The sequence below is a fragment of the Allobosea sp. genome, from assembly GCF_017308075.1.
Taxonomy (GTDB): domain Bacteria; phylum Pseudomonadota; class Alphaproteobacteria; order Rhizobiales; family Beijerinckiaceae; genus Allobosea.
Window position 1 is genome coordinate 41,654 of sequence record NZ_JAFKFX010000040.1, and the last position, 17,266, is coordinate 58,919.

The 17,266-nt window shown below is 67.1% G+C and carries 20 protein-coding genes; 8 read left to right on the forward strand and 12 right to left on the reverse strand.

What is annotated here, in order from left to right; all coding sequences use genetic code 11:
- Window positions 1-11: 11 nt before the first annotated feature.
- From clpA to rpiB, 5 genes are all read left to right on the forward strand, one after another.
- Window positions 12-2,528: an ATP-dependent Clp protease ATP-binding subunit ClpA gene (gene clpA / locus J0J10_RS20910; RefSeq protein ID WP_291648859.1), complete on the forward strand. Its 2,517-nt coding sequence runs from the start codon at window positions 12-14 to the stop codon at window positions 2,526-2,528.
- A gap of 67 nt (window positions 2,529-2,595) precedes the next feature.
- Window positions 2,596-2,811, forward strand: a complete 216-nt coding sequence (locus tag J0J10_RS20915) for a hypothetical protein (protein ID WP_291639300.1) — start codon at window positions 2,596-2,598, stop codon at window positions 2,809-2,811.
- 210 nt (window positions 2,812-3,021) lie between these two features.
- A complete protein-coding gene (locus tag J0J10_RS20920; protein WP_291648861.1) occupies window positions 3,022-3,768 on the forward strand; it encodes an AzlC family ABC transporter permease in 747 nt (248 codons plus the stop codon).
- Window positions 3,765-4,121: an AzlD domain-containing protein gene (locus J0J10_RS20925; RefSeq protein WP_291639305.1), complete on the forward strand. Its 357-nt coding sequence runs from the start codon at window positions 3,765-3,767 to the stop codon at window positions 4,119-4,121. The genes J0J10_RS20920 and J0J10_RS20925 overlap by 4 nt, the downstream gene beginning before the upstream one ends.
- 130 nt (window positions 4,122-4,251) lie before the next feature.
- Window positions 4,252-4,683 carry a ribose 5-phosphate isomerase B gene (rpiB, locus tag J0J10_RS20930; RefSeq protein WP_366825961.1) on the forward strand — a complete coding sequence of 144 codons (432 nt, stop codon included), beginning with the start codon at window positions 4,252-4,254 and terminating at the stop codon, window positions 4,681-4,683.
- 133 nt (window positions 4,684-4,816) lie between these two features.
- On the opposite strand, the gene J0J10_RS20935 is transcribed toward rpiB, so the two are convergent.
- The 8 genes from J0J10_RS20935 to J0J10_RS20970 form a co-directional block, all read right to left on the reverse strand.
- A complete protein-coding gene (locus J0J10_RS20935; protein ID WP_291648865.1) occupies window positions 4,817-5,707 on the reverse strand; it encodes a sigma-70 family RNA polymerase sigma factor in 891 nt (296 codons plus the stop codon).
- 14 nt (window positions 5,708-5,721) lie between these two features.
- Window positions 5,722-6,180 carry a carboxymuconolactone decarboxylase family protein gene (locus J0J10_RS20940; RefSeq protein ID WP_291639310.1) on the reverse strand — a complete coding sequence of 153 codons (459 nt, stop codon included), beginning with the start codon at window positions 6,178-6,180 and terminating at the stop codon, window positions 5,722-5,724.
- A 71-nt stretch (window positions 6,181-6,251) separates the two neighbouring features.
- Window positions 6,252-6,719, reverse strand: a complete 468-nt coding sequence (locus J0J10_RS20945) for a carboxymuconolactone decarboxylase family protein (protein ID WP_291639312.1) — start codon at window positions 6,717-6,719, stop codon at window positions 6,252-6,254.
- Between the two features lie 81 nt (window positions 6,720-6,800).
- Complete coding sequence (locus J0J10_RS20950; RefSeq protein ID WP_291648867.1) at window positions 6,801-7,229, reverse strand: HIT family protein; 429 nt, start codon at window positions 7,227-7,229, stop codon at window positions 6,801-6,803.
- A 53-nt stretch (window positions 7,230-7,282) separates the two neighbouring features.
- Window positions 7,283-8,038 carry a 2'-5' RNA ligase family protein gene (locus tag J0J10_RS20955; protein WP_291648868.1) on the reverse strand — a complete coding sequence of 252 codons (756 nt, stop codon included), beginning with the start codon at window positions 8,036-8,038 and terminating at the stop codon, window positions 7,283-7,285.
- A complete protein-coding gene (locus J0J10_RS20960; RefSeq protein ID WP_291648870.1) occupies window positions 8,028-9,269 on the reverse strand; it encodes a GNAT family N-acetyltransferase in 1,242 nt (413 codons plus the stop codon). Before J0J10_RS20960 ends, J0J10_RS20955 begins: the two co-directional genes overlap by 11 nt.
- The gene (locus tag J0J10_RS20965) at window positions 9,266-10,015 is read right to left on the reverse strand and encodes a glycerophosphodiester phosphodiesterase family protein (protein WP_291648872.1); all 750 of its coding nucleotides are present in this window, start codon (window positions 10,013-10,015) and stop codon (window positions 9,266-9,268) included. Before J0J10_RS20965 ends, J0J10_RS20960 begins: the two co-directional genes overlap by 4 nt.
- A complete protein-coding gene (locus J0J10_RS20970) occupies window positions 10,015-10,488 on the reverse strand; it encodes a RidA family protein (protein ID WP_291648874.1) in 474 nt (157 codons plus the stop codon). The genes J0J10_RS20965 and J0J10_RS20970 overlap by 1 nt, the downstream gene beginning before the upstream one ends.
- Window positions 10,489-10,676: 188 nt before the next feature.
- Here J0J10_RS20970 and J0J10_RS20975 point away from each other — a divergent pair, with 188 nt between their 5' ends.
- Window positions 10,677-11,504 carry a cell envelope integrity EipB family protein gene (locus tag J0J10_RS20975; protein WP_291648876.1) on the forward strand — a complete coding sequence of 276 codons (828 nt, stop codon included), beginning with the start codon at window positions 10,677-10,679 and terminating at the stop codon, window positions 11,502-11,504.
- On the opposite strand, the gene J0J10_RS20980 is transcribed toward J0J10_RS20975, so the two are convergent.
- Entirely contained in the window at window positions 11,461-12,828 is a 1,368-nt protein-coding gene (locus J0J10_RS20980; protein ID WP_291648878.1) for a DNA polymerase IV, read from the reverse strand. The genes J0J10_RS20975 and J0J10_RS20980 overlap by 44 nt on opposite strands.
- On the reverse strand, window positions 12,825-13,184 hold the full coding sequence (locus J0J10_RS20985; RefSeq protein WP_291648880.1) for a DUF3572 domain-containing protein: 360 nt from the start codon (window positions 13,182-13,184) through the stop codon (window positions 12,825-12,827). Before J0J10_RS20985 ends, J0J10_RS20980 begins: the two co-directional genes overlap by 4 nt.
- A gap of 68 nt (window positions 13,185-13,252) precedes the next feature.
- Here J0J10_RS20985 and J0J10_RS20990 point away from each other — a divergent pair, with 68 nt between their 5' ends.
- Together J0J10_RS20990 and J0J10_RS20995 are read left to right on the forward strand one after the other, a co-directional pair.
- Entirely contained in the window at window positions 13,253-13,624 is a 372-nt protein-coding gene (locus J0J10_RS20990; RefSeq protein WP_291648881.1) for a response regulator, read from the forward strand.
- A 17-nt stretch (window positions 13,625-13,641) separates the two neighbouring features.
- Complete coding sequence (locus J0J10_RS20995) at window positions 13,642-15,018, forward strand: PleD family two-component system response regulator (RefSeq protein ID WP_291639335.1); 1,377 nt, start codon at window positions 13,642-13,644, stop codon at window positions 15,016-15,018.
- A gap of 630 nt (window positions 15,019-15,648) precedes the next feature.
- On the opposite strand, the gene J0J10_RS21000 is transcribed toward J0J10_RS20995, so the two are convergent.
- Both J0J10_RS21000 and J0J10_RS21005 read right to left on the reverse strand, forming a co-directional pair.
- Window positions 15,649-15,849, reverse strand: coding sequence for a hypothetical protein (locus J0J10_RS21000; protein WP_291648882.1), 201 nt, complete (start codon window positions 15,847-15,849; stop codon window positions 15,649-15,651).
- A gap of 369 nt (window positions 15,850-16,218) precedes the next feature.
- Window positions 16,219-17,088: a hypothetical protein gene (locus J0J10_RS21005; RefSeq protein WP_291648883.1), complete on the reverse strand. Its 870-nt coding sequence runs from the start codon at window positions 17,086-17,088 to the stop codon at window positions 16,219-16,221.
- Window positions 17,089-17,266: the final 178 nt, after the last annotated feature.

The window sequence follows — 17,266 nt, forward strand, 5'->3', positions numbered from 1 at the left end:
GAGCGCTGACCGTGCCGAGCTTCTCGCGCAGCCTCGAACAGGCGCTACACCGGGCCCTCGCGCTCGCCAATGAACGCCATCACGAATACGCCACGCTGGAGCACCTGTTGCTGGCCCTGGTCGACGACCAGGACGCCGCCGCGGTGATGCGGGCGTGCAGCGTCGATCTCGACACGCTGCGCCGCAATCTCGTCGATTATATCGACGCGGAGCTGACCAATCTCGTCACCGACGGGCGCGACGATTCCAAGCCGACGGCGGGCTTCCAGCGCGTGATCCAGCGCGCGGTGATCCATGTCCAGTCCTCGGGCCGCGAGGAGGTGACCGGCGCCAATGTGCTCGTCGCCATGTTCGCCGAGCGCGAGAGCCACGCCGCCTATTTCCTGCAGGAGCAGGACATGACCCGCTACGACGCGGTCAACTATATCAGCCACGGCATCGCCAAGCGCCCCGGCGCCGGCGAGACGCGCGCCGTGCGCGGTGCCGACGAGGAGCCGGAGCAGCAGCGCGAGCAGCGCTCCGATTCCGGCAATGACGGCGACAAGGACAAGAAGAAGAAGGAAAGCGCGCTCGAAGCCTATTGCGTCAATCTCAACCGCAAGGCGCGCGACGGGCGCATCGATCCGCTGATCGGCCGTGAGGCCGAGGTGCAGCGCACCATCCAGATCCTCTGCCGCCGGCAGAAGAACAATCCGCTGCTGGTCGGCGAGCCCGGCGTCGGCAAGACCGCGATCGCCGAGGGGCTGGCGCTGAAGATCATCCGCGGCGAGGTACCAGAGGTACTCGAGGACGCGACGGTGTTCTCGCTCGACATGGGTACGCTGCTCGCCGGCACGCGCTATCGCGGCGATTTCGAGGAACGCCTCAAGCAGGTGATGAAGGAGATCGAGCAGCACCCGAAGGCGATCATGTTCATCGACGAGATCCATACGGTGATCGGCGCCGGTGCGACCTCGGGCGGTGCGATGGACGCCTCGAACCTCTTGAAGCCGGCGCTGGCCTCGGGCTCGCTGCGCTGCATCGGCTCGACCACCTACAAGGAATACCGCCAGTATTTCGAGAAGGACCGGGCGCTGGTCCGGCGCTTCCAGAAGATCGACGTCAACGAGCCGTCGATCCCGGACACGATCGAGATCCTGAGGGGGCTGAAGCCCTATTTCGAGGAGTTCCACAAGCTGCGCTACACCAACGACGCCATCAAGGCGGCGGTGGAGCTCTCGGCGCGCTACATCCACGACCGCAAGCTGCCGGACAAGGCGATCGACGTGATCGACGAGACCGGCGCCTCGCAGATGCTGGTGACCGAGGCCAAGCGCAAGAAGACGATCGGCGTCAAGGAGATCGAGGCGGCGATCGCGACGATGGCGCGCATCCCGGCCAAGACCGTCTCCAAGGACGATGCCGAGGTGCTGCGCAATCTCGAGACCACGCTGAAGCGCACCGTCTACGGCCAGGAGAAGGCGATCGAGGCTTTGTCCTCCTCGATCAAGCTCGCCCGCGCCGGGCTGCGCGACGGCGAGAAGCCGATCGGTTGCTATCTCTTCGCCGGACCGACCGGTGTCGGCAAGACCGAGGTCGCGCGTCAGCTGGCCTCGTCGCTGGGCGTGGAGCTCGTGCGCTTCGACATGTCTGAATATATGGAGCGTCACACCGTCTCGCGGCTGATCGGCGCGCCTCCCGGCTATGTCGGCTTCGATCAGGGCGGGCTGCTGACTGACCAGATCGACCAGCACCCGCATTGCGTGCTGCTGCTCGACGAGATCGAGAAGGCCCATCCCGACCTGTTCAACATCCTCCTGCAGGTGATGGACCACGGCAAGCTGACCGACAATAACGGCAAACAGGTCGATTTCAGGAACGTCATCCTGATCATGACCACCAATGCCGGGGCCGCCGATATGGCCAAGAACGCCTATGGTTTCACCCGCACCAAGCGCGAAGGTGACGACCAGGAGGCGATCAACAAGCTGTTCGCGCCGGAATTCCGCAACCGGCTCGACGCGACGATCTCCTTCGGCCATCTGCCGAAAACGGTGGTGGCGCGGGTCGTCGACAAGTTCGTGCTGCAGCTCGAGGCCCAGCTCGCCGACCGCAACGTCACGATCGAGCTCTCGGACGAGGCGCGCGACTGGCTGGTCGAGAACGGCTATGACGAGGCGATGGGCGCGCGCCCGATGGCGCGGCTGATCCAGCAGACGATCAAGACGCCGCTCGCCGACGAGGTGCTGTTCGGCAGGCTGAAGAATGGCGGCGCGGTCAAGGTCGTGGTCGTCCAGTCCGAGACCGGCATCAAGGTGCTCGGCCTCGAATTCCCCGATGGGCCGGCCAAGCCCAAGCCGGAGAAGGATGTCGCTGCCGCGGCCGAGAAAAGAACGCCGCGCAAGCCCCGCGCCAAGGGGGGCGCCAAGGCCAAGGCCGGCCCGGCCGGCAGCCTGAAGCGCGGCCCCAAGCCGGATGCGCCGGTCTCGCCGCCGAAAGCGGCGGGCAGCGTCCGCACCGTCCCGAAAGTCCCGTTGACGAAGGCCTGAGACCGTGTGGTTCCGACGCAAATCCGAGAGCGCATGGGCGCAGGATGGTGAAGCCACGGCTACGGCAGTGGCCGCCGCCGCGCCGAAGGAGAAGCTCGGCTGGTTCGAGAAGCGCGCCCGCCGCCGCCGGCGCCGCATCGTCTTCGAGGAAGTGCTGGGCTGGATCCTGGTCCCGGCATTCTTCTATCTGGGTTGGCTCGCCTATCAGGCCGTCGGCGGCGTGCCGAAGGAGATCGTCGACTTCGGGAACGAACTGCTCGGGCTGGCGCTGAAGAGCTTCTGACCGCGCCGTCGCTTGCGCCCGGCGCAGGCCCGAAGCGCGGCAAGGCCTCTGCCCCGCCGTGGCGGGAATGCGCATTAAGCATTCCTCGCTGGCCGGCCCGGCCTGCGCATGTCCGGTTCTTCGAGCATCCATGAGTCAACCTTCTCCCGAGCCGCAGCTCTCGACGCGCGCGCGAGCGCCGAGCCGGCCGGGCTCCGGCGCGGTGTCCGCATGAGTTCGGCTGGCCGCTGGCAGTGGCTGCGCCCGGCGTTGATCGGCTTCCGCGACGCGCTGATGCTGCCGGCCTGGGTCGTCGGCCTCGGCCTGGTCGGCGTCGGCTCGCTGGCGCGCGATGTCGGATACCCCGTCGAGGTGGCGGTGCTGTCGACCCTGCTGGTCTGGGCCGGGCCGTCGCAGGTGCTGTTCTTCGCTTCGATCGCGGCCGGAGCCGCCTGGAGCGCGATCGCGCTGGCGATCGGTTTTGCCTCCCTGCGCTTCCTGCCGATGACGATCGCGCTCCTGCCGCTGCTGCGCCGGCCGGGGCAGGGCGTCGGCATGCAGATCCTGCTCTCGCACTATGTCGCCGTCACCGCCTGGACCGAGGCGCTGCGCCGCCTGCCGGCACTGCCGCCGGAGCAGCGGCCGAGCTATTTCCTCGGCTTCGCCAATGCGCTGATCCTTGTCTCGGCGCTCTGCACCTATGCCGGCTACTATCTCGCCGGCGCGGTGCCGATTCCCATCGCGGCCGGACTTCTCGCCCTGTCGCCGATCTTCTTCATGACATCGCTGACGGTCGGGGTGCGTGGCTTCGGCGACGGGCTCGCCATCTTTCTCGGCCTCGCGCTGTCGCCGGTGGCGAGCTGGGCGATCGGCGGCGGCTTCGATCTGCTCGCCGCCGGCCTCGTCGGCGGGACGATCGCCTTCGCGGTGCAGCGCTGGCGTCGTCGTGCGATGGCAGGCGCAAAGGCCGGGACATGACGGCGCCGATCGCTTTTCTCGACGGTCCCTGGTGGCCCTATCTGGCGCTGCTGCTCTTCGCGGTGATCCCGACCGAGATGTGGCGCTGGCTCGCGGTCGCCTTCGCGCGTCGCCTCGACGACGGCTCGCCCTGGCTCGAATGGGTGCGGCTGGTCGCGACGGCGCTGCTAGCAGGCGTCGTCGCCAAGCTGATGCTGACACCGCCCGGCGTGCTGGCCGATGTGCCGCTGCTCGTCCGCCTTGCCGCGATCGCTGTCCCGGTCGCGATCGTGCGCTTGACCAATCGCAGGGTGATGCTGGCGGTGGTCGCGGCCGAGGCGGTGCTGATCGGCGGGGCCTGGTGGCTGATATAGTGCGGCATCGCCACTTGTCTCGGCGAGCGCGGACCGATGATCCGCCGCCCTGCAACACAACCGGTTTCAGCCATGAAGCCGCACCGCCCTCCGAAACCGGGACGCGTTCTCCATGTAAGCCAGCAATCGCATCGTGCTTTCCAGCGATCATGCCGCGATCCAGTTCCGGCAGGCCATCGCCGCTCATCTCGCGGCACTGGGCTGGGTGGTGGTCGACATCGGACCATCGAGCCCGGAAAGCACGCCCTATCCCAGGCATGGCGAGGCGGCGGCGCGGCTCGTCGCCTCCGGCGAGTGCCGGTTCGGCATCATTCTGTGCGGCACCGGCCAGGGCATCATGATGGCGGCGAACAAGGTGAAGGGCATTCGTTGCGGCGTCTGCGCCGACACGTTTTCAGCCCGGATGATCCGACAGCACAACGACGCCAACATGCTCTCGCTCGGTGCGCGCGTGGTCGGCGAGGGGCTCGCGCTCGATATCGTCGACGCCTTCCTCTCGGCCGAATTCGAGGGTGGCCGCCATGCGACGCGGGTCGCGATGATCGAGGCGCTTGAGGGCTAGCGCTCTCCTCGTTCCGGAGACGCTGGCTCGGCTCGGGTCGTGAGCGAGGCTGGAGCACCGGAGCCCCAGAATGGATTCCGGCGTTTCGCTTCGCGCCAGCCGGAATGACGGTGAAAGTTGATCGGCATCTGTCCTATGCGTCCGACAGGTCGAGATGCCTGAGCTTGTCGGGATTGCGCACGATGTAGATCGCCTGGACGCGCCCGTCGCGGATATCGAGCGCGGTCGCCTGCAGGGTCTCGCCGCGTTCGAGGCTGAGATAGCCGGGCAGGCCGTTGATCAGCACCGGCTTGAACAGCGTGGTCGGCTTGTTGCGGTGGGCGAGCTTGGCGTTGATGCCGGCGAAGAAGCGCGAGACCCGGTCGATGCCGTAGAGCGGGTTGATCACCGCCAGAACCTTGCCGCCGCCATCGCTGTGGAAGGCGACATCCTGCGCGAGCAGGGCTTGGAGATCACTCGGATCGGCCTTGTGGGCCGCCTTGAAGAAGGCGTCGACGAAGCGCTTCGCCTCGACCGGGTCGACCTTGTTGCGCGGCGGCATGTCGATGCGGACATGCTCGCGCGCCCGCTTGGCGAGCTGGCGGCAGGCGCTCTCGCTGCGGTCGATGGTGCGGGCGATCTCGGCGAAATCCATCTCGAAAATGTCGTGCAGCAGGAAGGCGGCTCGCTCGAGCGGGGAGAGCCGCTCGAGCGCCAGCATCAGCGCGATCGGCGCATCGAGCCCGGCATCGGCCGGGACCTCGCCGCCGAGCGCCTCGACCAGCGGTTCCGGCAGCCAGGAGCCGACATAGAACTCGCGGCGGCTGCGGGCCGATTTCATCTGGTCGAGGCAGAGCCGCGTCACGATGCGCGCCAGGAAGGCGCGCGGCTGTGCGATCTCTGCCCGCTCGCTCTCGCGCCAGCGCAGCCAGGCCTCCTGCACGATATCCTCGGCATCGCTGACCGAACCGAGCATGCGATAGGCGAGGCGGGTCAGGAAGCGGCGATGGCTGTCGAACGGGTCGGTGGCAGGCGCTGAGGTCATCGCGGGTTCCGTCCTCAGGCCACGACCGCCCGGTCGTTCGGATGGGCCGAGCGGAAGCCGATGGCGATGCGGTTCCAGCTGTTGATCGTGGCGATCAGCATGGTGAGCTTCACCGTTTCCTCCGGGCTGAAATGGCGCTGCACCTCTTCATAGACCTCGTCCGGCGCGTGGGTCTGCGAGACCAGCGTCAGCGCGTCGGTCCAGGCGAGGGCGGCGCGCTCGCGCGGGCTATAGAGCGCCGACTCGTGCCAGGCGTCGAGCAGGAAGAGTCGCGCCGGGCTCTCGCCCTCTTTCATCGCGTCGGCGGAGTGCATGTGCAGGCAATAGGCGCAGCCATTGATCTGCGAGGCCCGCATCTTCACCAGATGGATCAGGCCGTGTTCGAGCCCGCTCTCCTTGAGCGTCGCTTCGAGCGCGATCAGCGGCTTCATGGTGTCGGGCGCGGCGACATAGGGGTTCAGGCGCTTGGTCATGGCGGGATCTCCGCAGGAGGGAAAAGCCCGGCCGGTGCGAAGCCGCGCCCGGCCGGCTGTACGAGTGCCGCTCAAGCCCCGGCTGTCTCGCGGCGACGATCCTGCGGATGGCGGGTGCGGAAGCCGGCATTGATCCGGTTCCAGACATTGATCATGCCGATGGCGACGGAGAGATCGACGATCTCCTTCTCGCTGAAATGCTCGCGCAGTTCGGCGAAGGCCTCGTCGCTCGGGCTGCGCTCGGTGAGCCTTGTCAGCTCCTCGGTCCAGCGCAGGGCGGCGCGCTCACGCGGGGTGTAGAGCTCTGATTCTTCCCAGGCGCTGAGCAGGGTGATGCGAGCCTCGCTCTCGCCGGCCTTGCGCGCATCGGCCATGTGCATGTGCAGGCAATAGGCGCAGCGGTTGAGCTGCGAGGCGCGGATCTTCACCAGCTCCTGGAGGCTATGTTCCAGCGGCGACTGGTTCACATAGTCCTGCAGGCCGCGCATGGCCGCGTAGGCGTCGGGGGCGGCCTGGAAGGCGTTGAGGCGTTGGGTCATCCTGGTCTCCATCATTGGCTGATGCAGACCAGGACGAGGCAGCGTGCGGGCGCGTGACATGCGCCGCGAAATTTTTTCGGGTCAGGCGTCCTTGAGCGCGGCGCGGAGCTTCTCGGCGGCCTCGGTCAGCTCCTCGGGCTTGGCCATCACGCTCGCCGGCGGCTTCATCGCGATGCCGTCATGGCGCGGGATGACGTGGACATGAAGATGGAAGACGACCTGACCGCCGGCGCTCTCGTTGAACTGCTGCACCGTGATCCCGTCCGCCGCGAAAGCCTTCATCCCGGCCCGGGCGATGCGTTGCGAAACCTGGGCGACATGGGCGAGATCGGCCGGCGCGACATCGAGCAGGTTGCGGGCCGGGTTCTTCGGGATGATCAGGGTGTGGCCGGGCGCGCGCGGCATGATGTCGAGGAAGGCCAGCGCCTTGTCGTCCTCATAGACGCGGTGGGCCGGCAATTCGCCGCGCAGGATCTTGGCGAAGATGTTGTTCTGGTCGTAGGCGATCATGGCGGTGGTTCCCGTATCTGGCGAGTGAAGCTGGGGCTGAGGGAGGCCTGAGGTCAAGCGATGGGCGCGCCGCCGAGCGGCAGCGTCTCGGTGATCCGGCTATCGAGCACGAGATCGTCGCTGGCGCCCATCAGCCAGAGCGCGTCGACCCGCAGGCGTAGCAGCGGCCTGTCCCACCAGCGCGCCAGCAGCGCGGCGAGGGCTCGCGTCTCCTGCGGGTCGAGATCGTCGATCAGGTTGTAGTAGCCGAGGAGGTAGAGGTCGCCGGCCGGGCGACCGAAGGCCTGCTGGATCTGCTGGAACGGGTTGAGGCCCGGCGCCTGCTGCGGATAGGCGCGCAGATAGAGCCGCCCACGATTGACGTTGCCGGAGAACAGGCCGCGCAATTCGACCTCGAAGGGCGCGATGGCGGCAAGCCGGGCGCGGATCTCCGGAGCGATCACGGGACGCTCGCTCCGGCCGAGCGAACCGACGATGGTGGCGTGCAGGCGTGCGGCGCGCTTCGGCAGCAGGTCCCAGGCGATCTTGCCGGCGAAGGGGCCGGCGCGCAGCTCGGCCTCGAGCGCGCGCCAGGCCGGCGAAGCGCCCGGTGCGTCTTCCGGAACCGGCATCACCAGCGAGAAGATCTCGGCATGGCGGCCCATTTCGTAGCCGCGATCGTCGAGCCGCGGGATCACCCGTGGATGCTCGGGCGCCAGCAAAGGCAGATGGGCGAGGCGGTAGCTCTCGTCGAGCGCCAGCGGTGAGGAGAAGTCGGTCAGGCTGCGGCGGTAGCCCAGCGTATCGTCGCTGCAGAACTCAGTCGGCAAGGTCGGCTCCGGATCTGAAGGGCAGTTCGGCTTCGAGCGCCAGCTTCGCGGCGGCGATCTCGCGGCGCTCGCCGGGCAGATAGGCGGCGACGGCACGCGCCAGGCCGGGATCGGCGAGGAAATGGGCAGAGCGTGTGATCACCGGCCGGTAGCCGCGCGCCAGCTTGTGCTCGCCCTGGGCGCCGGCCTCGACACGCACGAGCTTGTGCGCGATCGCATAGTCGATGGCCTGGTGGTAGCAGAGCTCGAAATGCAGGAAGGGGTGATCCTCGATGCAACCCCAGTTGCGGCCATAGAGCGTGTTGCCGCCGCGGAAATTGATGGCGCCGGCGATGTTGCGCCCGGCCCGGCGCGCCAGCATCAGCACGACGCGCTCGCCCATGCTCTGGCCGATCTCCGAGAAGAAGCGGCGGTTGAGATAGGGCCGGCCCCATTTGCGCGAGCCGGTGTCCTCGTAGAAGGCGTGGAAATCGTCCCAGACGCTCTCGGTCAGGTCCGAGCCCGAAAGTACCGAAACCTCGATGCCGGCGGAGAGCGCATCGCGCCGCTCGCGCTTCAGCGCCTTGCGCTTGCGCGAGGCGAGGAGGGCGAGGAAGTCGTCATAGCTGGCAAAGCCCTCGTTCCGCCAATGGAACTGGATGTCGTGACGTTCGAGATAGCCGGCCTCCAGCAGCGCCGCCATGTCCCTTTCCTGCGCGAAGGTGACGTGCACGGAGGAGCCGCGGACCTGCTCCCTCACGGCTTCCAGGCCGGCGATCAGCGCCTCGCGCGCTGCGTTCGCCTGCGCGCCAGGAGCGACGAGCAGGCGCGGGCCGTTGGCGGGCGTGAAGGGGGCGGCGACCTGGACCTTCGGATAGTAGCGGCCGCCGGCGCGCATATAGGCTTCGGCCCAGCTATGGTCGAAGACGTATTCGCCTTGGCTGTGGCCCTTCACGAAGGAGGGCGCCGCGGCGATCAGTCGGCCCGCCCCGTCTTCGACCAGCAGATAGGCCGGTGACCAGCCGGTGCGCCCGCCAACGCAGCCGCTCTCTTCCAGGGCACGCAGAAAAGCGTAGGAAATGAATGGGTTGTCAGGGTCTTGCTGAGAAAATGAATCCGCTGGCTGAGAGGTTGATTCAAGCTTCGCGGCGGCGCCGGGATTGGCGCAGGCGTCCCAGTCGGCGGCCGGGACGCCTTTCAGCGAGGTCGTGACGCGGACGGTGAGGCCCCCGTGCGGACCGGTTTCGCTCAAGGGCGGAAGCCCTCGAAGACCATCTGGTCGGCATGCTCGGCGGCGCGGAGCCGATCTTCCGGCGTGCGCACGGTCCAGCTCATCAGCGGCAGGCCGAGCGCCTTGCGGCAGAGGAAGGGTGCGGCGGTCGGCAGGTCCGCGACCTTCCAGGAGACGAAGTCAGGCTGGCTTTCCCCGAAATGCAGGAGATTGGCGAGGGCGTGCTTCTGGGCCGGCGTGAGATGGACATAGTCGCCATATTCATAGGCGTTCATCGCGACGATACCGCGGGCGAAGTCCGGTGCCAGCTCGCGCAATGCCGCGACGATCACTGGATCGAAGGATTTCAGCACGATCGGCCGGTCCTTGTGCCCGGCGACGATCTCGGCGGTGCGCTTCGCCAGGCGCAGATCGCCGTCGAAGCGGCTCTTGATCTCGATCACCAGCGGCGTCCTGCCGCCGATCGCATCGAGGAAGCCGGTGAGCGTCGGGATCCTGTCGCCGGAGCCCTTAAGTCCGATGCCGGAAAGCTCGGCCGCCTTGCGGGCATCGACACGCCCGGTCTCGCCAGTCAGCCGGTCCAGAGTGAAGTCGTGGAAGACCAGCGCCTCCTCGTCGGCGCTGAGCTGGACATCGCATTCGATGGCGAAGCCGCCCGCGATGGCGGCCTGCGCCGCCGACAGGGAGTTCTCGATCACGCCGCTCGCGAGATCGTGCAGTCCGCGATGGGCGATCGGACGGGCGGTCAGCCAGGGCTCTGCGCGCATCAGGCGATCTCGAACATCGCTTCGACCTCGACGGCGGCATCGGCCGGCAGGTTGGCGACGCCGACGGTGGAGCGGGCATGGCGACCGGCATCGCCGAGCACCTCGACCATCAGGTCGGAGGCGCCGTTCATGATCGCGGGCAGGGCGGAGAAATGCGGGGTGGCGTTGATGAAGCCGCCGAGGCGGACGCAGCGCTTGATCTTTCCGAGATCGCCGCCGAGCGCCGCCTTGGCCTGGGCCAGGACGTTGATGGCGCAGAGCCTGGCCGCCTCGAGTCCGGCCTCGTTGAAGATCTCGGCGCCGAGCTTGCCCTTGTGCGCGTCGGAGAGCTTGCCGTCGAGCCCGAAGCAGAGCTGGCCGGAGATCACCAGCAGATTGCCGGTGATGACATAGGGCACATAGTTTGCGACCGGCGCGGCCGGCGCCGGCAGGGTGATGCCGAGGGCGGCGAGCTTGGTGTCGATGGCGTTCATCGCGGTTCTCTCGGGTTGGCCGGCAAAGGCAGGCTCTCCTTCATGGCCGATGGTCGCAAGCCGGGCAAGCGTGCCCGTCGTGTGCCGGGCCGAGCCTCGCGCCATGTTTGCGCCATCGCCGCAGTGCACCTAATTTGTAGTGATGGCGGCTCTGGCCGCTGCGGCGAGAATCGGGATCGAGGTTCGGCATGGAACGTTGCGGCTATGGGATCGCGGGCGCGGCGCTGGCCGTCATGCTGGCGCCTGCGGTGCAGGCGCAGGCTCCGGCCGAGCGTGTCGTGCTGGTGCCGCATCGCGCGATCTACGATCTTACCCTCGACAGCACCAAGCCCTCCCGCGACATCACCACGGCGCGTGGCCGCATCGCCTTCGACTTCTCGGGGGATGCCTGCGACGGCTATGCGCTTTCCTTCCGCCAGGTCACCGAGCTGACCAGCGAGATCGGTCCGCGCATCATCGATGCCCGCACCACGAGCTTCGAGGAAGGAGACGCCAAGAGCTACCGCTTCAAGACCGAGAGCTCGACAGCCGGCGCGCCGCCCGACGTGGTCGACGGCACCGCGAAGAAGGGCGATGCCGGCTATGAGGTGAGCCTGCGCGCGCCCAAGGCCGAGACGCACCGCGAAGCCGCGATGGCGATGTTCCCGAACGAACAGATGAAGGCGGTGATCAAGGCGGCGCGGGCGGGCCAGACCACCTTCAATGTCCGCCTCTATGACGGTGCCAACAGCGGCAAGGACGTCTATGACACGCTGTCGGTGATCGGCCGCAAGATCGAGGCCAAGCCGGGGGAAGCGCCGCTGCAGCGCCCGGAATTCGAGAAGCTGGCGCGCTGGCCGGTGACGATCTCCTATTTCAAGGTCGGCTCGGGCGAGACCACGCCGGCCTATACCGTCGCCTTCGAGCTCTACGAGAACGGCGTCACCGGTGCGATCCGGCTGGACTATGGGTCCTTCGCGCTGCGCGGCACGCTCACGCGTCTGGATCTTCTGCCGGGGAGCGACTGCTCGAAATAGTCTGGCCGGAAGCAGGGCTGCGCCGGTCGCGCAGCGACAGGCCCTTGCCAATCGCGGTATCGCCGAAGCGGGCGCGGACCGCATCGAGTGCGCTCTCGACGGCTTTCAGGCGCGGCGTCTGCGTGTCGGCGAGGTCGCCGCGGTCGGCATCGGCCGGATCGGAGAAGTCGCTCGCACCGATGCCGATCAGCCGGTAGCGCGGGCCGGTGCATTCACGCTTCAGGAGGTCGCGGCCGGCCGCGAACAGGCGGGCGGCGAGCTGCGTCGGCTCGGGCAGCCGCGAGGCGCGGGTGACGATGTGGAAATCCTGGGTCTTCAGCTTGAGCGTGATCGTGCGCCCGGCGAGACCCTGCGCCTTCAACCGCTTCGAGGTCTTCTCGCAGAGCCGCCAGAGGATCGGCTCCAGCTCCTCGAAGCTGGCGAGGTCGACATCGAGCGTCGTCTCGGTCGAGACCGTCTTGGCTTCGTGCTCGACCGTGACCTGGCGCGGATCGATGCCACGGGCGAGATTGCGCAGGCGCGGCCCGTCCTTGCCGATGGTGCGGTAGAGGGTTTCGACCTCGGCGGCGGCGAGGTCGCCGATACGACGGAAGCCGGCCTGCGCCAGCCGCGCCACGCCGGCCTGGCCGATGCCGGGAATCATCCCGACCGGTTTCGGAGCCAGGAAAGCCACCGCTTCCGCCCGGCCGATGATCGAGAAGCCGCGCGGCTTGTCGAGGTCGGAGGCGACCTTGGCGAGGAATTTGGCGTAGGACAGGCCGACCGAGACGGTGATGCCGATCTCGCCCTCGACACGGCGCTGGAAGCGGGCGAGCACCAGTGCCGGGCTGGCGTGGTGCAGGCGCTCGGTGCCGCCGAGATCGAGAAAGGCCTCGTCGATCGAGAGCGGTTCGACCAGCGGGGTCAGCTCCTGCATCAGCCGGCGTACCTGCCGGCCGACGCCGACATATTTCGCCATGTCCGGCTTGATGACCACGGCTTCCGGGCAGGCCTGCAGGGCCTTGAACATCGGCATGGCGGAGCGCACGCCGGACATGCGGGCGATGTAGCAGCAGGTCGAGACGACGCCGCGCTTGCCGCCGCCGACGATCACCGGCTTGTCGAGCAGGGACGGATCGTCGCGCTTTTCGATCGCGGCGTAGAAGGCGTCGCAATCGATATGGGCGAGATGGAGCTCGTCCCGCTCGGGATGCCGCAGCAGCCGGGGCGAGCCGCAGGCCGCGCAACGCCGCAGCGGTGCGGCGGGCGGCGCCTCGCCATGGTCGCGCAGGCAATCGCGGCAGAGTACGCGCCCCGCTCCAGCCGCGGCGGGCGCGCTGCTCACGGCTCGAAGACTTCGGGCGGGCCGGCGAGAATCTCACGCGCCTGGCCGACAATGTCCGGATTCAGGCCTAAATTGGCGGCAAACTCGAGCAGCAGCGATTCGCTGGCACAGAGATGGTCGATGACGCCGAGGAGGAAGCCGGGTTCTTGCGCTGCAGAGCGCAGGGTCGCCGGGCCGAGGCCGGTCGCTGCGAGAAAAGGCTCCAGGCGCTCCGGTTCGCCGGCCAGGAAGGTGAGGGCGCGCAATGCGAGCGTCTCGGCTTCCGGCAATGTGATGGGGCGGGGCATGATGTTTTGCTCGGTGTGTCTGCTAATGGGTTTGCGTTTCGTCAACGGCTCGCGTGCTAGCTTCATCATCGAACGGGGCTGCCGACTTGGGAAGTCCGGAACATCGGATACCCGTGCTGCGGCGGACTGGGGGCGGAATGACAAAGACGGTACTGATCGTCGAGGACAATGAGCTCAACATGAAGCTCTTCAACGACCTGTTGGAGGCGCATGGCTATGCGACGCTCAAGACGGCCGACGGCATCGAGGCGATCGAACTCGCCCGGGCGCATCATCCCGATCTGATCCTGATGGACATCCAGCTGCCGGAGGTTTCGGGGCTGGAGGTGACGAAATGGATCAAGGAGGATGATACCCTGAAGAGCATCCCGGTGATCGCCGTCACGGCCTTTGCGATGAAGGGCGACGAGGAGCGGATTCGCGATGGCGGCTGCGAGGCCTACATCTCCAAGCCGATCTCGGTGGGCAAGTTCCTGGAGACCGTTCGCGCCTATCTCGGCGCGGCCTGAGCGGGAAGGCACTGCCGATGTCCGCCCGGGTCCTGGTCGTCGACGACGTCGCAGCCAATGTGAAGCTGCTCGACGCCAAGCTGTCGGCCGAGTATTTCGACGTGGTGACCGCGACGAACGGCATCGACGCTCTGGCGATCTGCGAGCGCGGCGAAGCCGACATCGTGCTGCTCGACGTGATGATGCCGGGCATGAACGGATTCGAGGTCTGCCGGCGCCTGAAGACCGGGCCGACCACCGCCCATATCCCGGTGGTGATGGTGACCGCGCTCGACCAGCCGAGCGATCGGCTCAAGGGGCTCGATGCCGGCGCCGACGACTTCCTGACCAAGCCGATCGACGACACCGCCCTGTTCGCGCGCGTGCGCAGCCTGGTCCGGCTGAAGTCGGTGACCGACGAGTTGCGGCAGCGCGCGCTGGCCTCGCGCCGGCTCGGCATCGCCGACCCGCTGGCCGCTGCGGCGGCGGAAACCGGGCTCAACGGCCGCATCCTCCTGATCGAGGATCGGCCGCTGATCGCCGAGCGGCTGACGCAGGCGCTTTCGACCTTTCATTCGATCGAGACCGAACCCGATGCGCACGCCGCCCTGGCGCGCGCGGCCGAAGGCGATTTCGAGATCGTGCTCGTCAGCCTCGACCTGCAATCCTATGACGGGCTGCGCCTGTGCAGCCAATTGCGCTCGCTCGAGAGCACCCGCAATCTCTCGGTTCTGGTGCTCGGGGAGGCGGATGATCGCCGCCGCGTCCTGCGCGGCCTCGAGATCGGCGCCCATGATTTCCTGGTCAGGCCGATCGACCGGAACGAGTTGCTGGCCCGCGCGCGCACCCTGGTCCGCCGCAAGCGCTTCGCCGAGCGTTTGCGCGACAGCGTCCAGTCCTCGATGGAAATGGCGGTGATGGATCAGCTCACCGGCCTCTACAACCGGCGCTATCTCGACGGCCGGATCGCGGTTCTCTTCGACGAGTCCCTGCTGCGGGCGCGCTCGCTCTCGGTCCTCATGCTCGATGTCGACCGCTTCAAATCGATCAATGACAGCTGGGGACACGACGCCGGCGACGAGGTTCTGCGCGAGTTCGCCGACCGGGTGCGCGCCTGCACGCGCGGTATCGATCTGGTGGCGCGGATGGGCGGAGAGGAGATCGTGGTCGTCCTGCCCGACACGACGCTCGAGGCGGCGCGTGCCGTCGCCGAGCGTATCCGCGAGCGGGTCGAGGGCGAAGCCTTCGAGATCCAGGGCGGTGCGCGCAAAATCCCGGTCACCGTGTCGATAGGCGTCGCCTGCCGGCGCGCCGGCGACCCATCCGCCAATGAAATGGTGAAGCGAGCCGACGAGGCGGTCTATCTCGCCAAGGCCGCGGGCCGCAATCGCGTGATCGTCGCCGCGGCTGCCTGAACCCGAGAGACATGGGAAGCTCGGGGCCGGCGTGAACCGCCGCTGCCCGACGACGCTGATCATCGGCTCGACCGAAATCGCCTCATTGCGCCGCAGCCGTGCCGATCGGGCGGGCGCCTCATTGCCGGATGGATGGTCGACGACGAACCGATTGCGGACATCGCAAGTGCGGAGGCGGCCGCCAGCCTGCGGCAAGATTTCTTGCGGTCGACTCAGGTAAATCCATGAACGTATTGAGTGTTTTGTATTTACTATAGTTTTTACGGTAAATATCGAGGGTTATCCGGTAAGGTTAAAAAATACTGAAGAATGGTGAATCAACCCTAAACGATTGATCCGCGGTCGCTTCGGCGTAGGGTCGTTTCCAGACAGGCGCCAGCCACAGGCTGTCGCCGCGAAATGCCCCCCGGGACCTCGGGTTCCGCCGCATCTCCTGAGGAACCGGTGGGCTCGGCCGGTCGGTAGCGGGATATCTGGCCTCATCAGATCCGCCGCCGGCCGGCCACTATCGGCACCGCCATAGCATCGGACCGAAAAGTGGACTCCGTCCTTCGGAACTCTCCGATGCGATAACAATGAGATGGGTCATCGTAATCGCGTCCGAACGGAGGCGCGGCCTCCAGCCAGCAGTCAGCGCCAGGCGCGCTCGAGCAGGGTCGGCAGCCAGTATCCGAGCAGGCCGAAGGCGGTCAGCAGCCCGATCAGCAGTAGCGCCGCCCGGATGCGGTTCAGCCGGGTGGGCGATTCATCGACCTCGACGATCAGGCGTAGGACGCGGCGCAGTGGCCCGGTGGCCGGCTGGCGTGTCTTGGCGGGGGGCGGGCCGTGCAAGGCGGGGCTCCAGGCGAGAGAGCAGGGCGATGGACGCGCCGCGACATTAGGAAAGATGCCGCGGATGCGCCAGAGGACATGTCACGCTTGCGAATAGCTGAGTTCTTTTCGCAGAAACGCCTGCCGTAAATGCAAAAAGCCGCCCGTTTCGAGGGGGCTTGCAGGAGCAGGCAAGTCTAGAGTCTACCGTCGAAAACTGGAAGCGAAGAATTCCTCTAGGGCATAGTCTGTGATCGGCCGCTTTGGCGATGGATCACGGTCGCAGCCATTCGGATGATGCGGGCCTGCCAAGCTGCGCTCCGGCGCATTGCTTACGCATCGGATTCGTCCGGAAAGGTGGATTCCACCTTTTGGTCCGAGGCGCCGCGGCTAGAGACGCGGCGGATGGTTACGCCGATGGCAGGGGTCGTCACCATGCGCCCGGAACTTGCAGATCGCTCCGATGGTGAAGCCAATGCCGCCCTTGATGCCGGCGCCCATGACGTTGCCGATGGTCGGATCGTCTTCCCGATGGCGCCGGATCAATGGCTTCGGCTGCCCTCCGAAATAGATGCTGAGGCCTGCCAGAGCGGTCACGTCACCGCCCTGATGCAGGGCGGCCCGTGCAAAAAGGCTGGGCTGGGCCGATCTGGTGCTCGTGAGCGCCCATTCGATGCCAAGACCTGCCACCACATGCCCACCCGAGACTGCTCCTGATGCCGTCAACGCCAAGTTGTCGTCGGGATACCAGGTGAAGCTGGCGCCTGCCACGAAATGCGTGCCGAGATCATGGCGCAGCGCTGTGGCATAGGTCGCGCCACTGGCATCGGTGAGGCCGACCAGGCCTGCCAGCGTGATCGAGTTCCAGTAGCGCTCAGCCTCGATGCCGAGGGAATAAGTGTTGATCCCACCGCCCGCGTCGAGGCGCGCATAGCCGGCTTCGACGCCAACCATTCCCGTCGACGGATCGCGCCAGAACAGATGCGCCCCCGTGCCATAGAACGCCGATTTCCCCAGAGAGCCGTCCAGGCCACCGGCCGCGCCATCCAGCTGCAGGCCGAAACGCTGTCCGAGCGGCAGGGTTACGGCGCCTTCCAGGCCGGTCCAGTTGTCGCCGCCTGTGCCGCCATGGATGAACATCACCTTGCCGCTGAGCCCGTCCACAGCCGGTAGCGTCTGTTGAGCAGCGGCAGGCGAAGCGACCAGCAAGGCCATGGTCAGGAGGGCATGGAACGGCCGGAGACGAATCGTGACCTCCATCGCTAGGCGACGGAACATTGCCCGCCGGGAACCCGATCGTCTACAGGCGCGCGCCCGTCGCGGGCTCGTCCTGACGATGAAGCCGTCTCTTTCGCAGTGGCGAAAACGCCACGAGCGCTTCCAGCGGTTTGACCTTGTCCGTAGGGGGCTTTGCGCGCTCCGAGGGGCTGCATGGCCG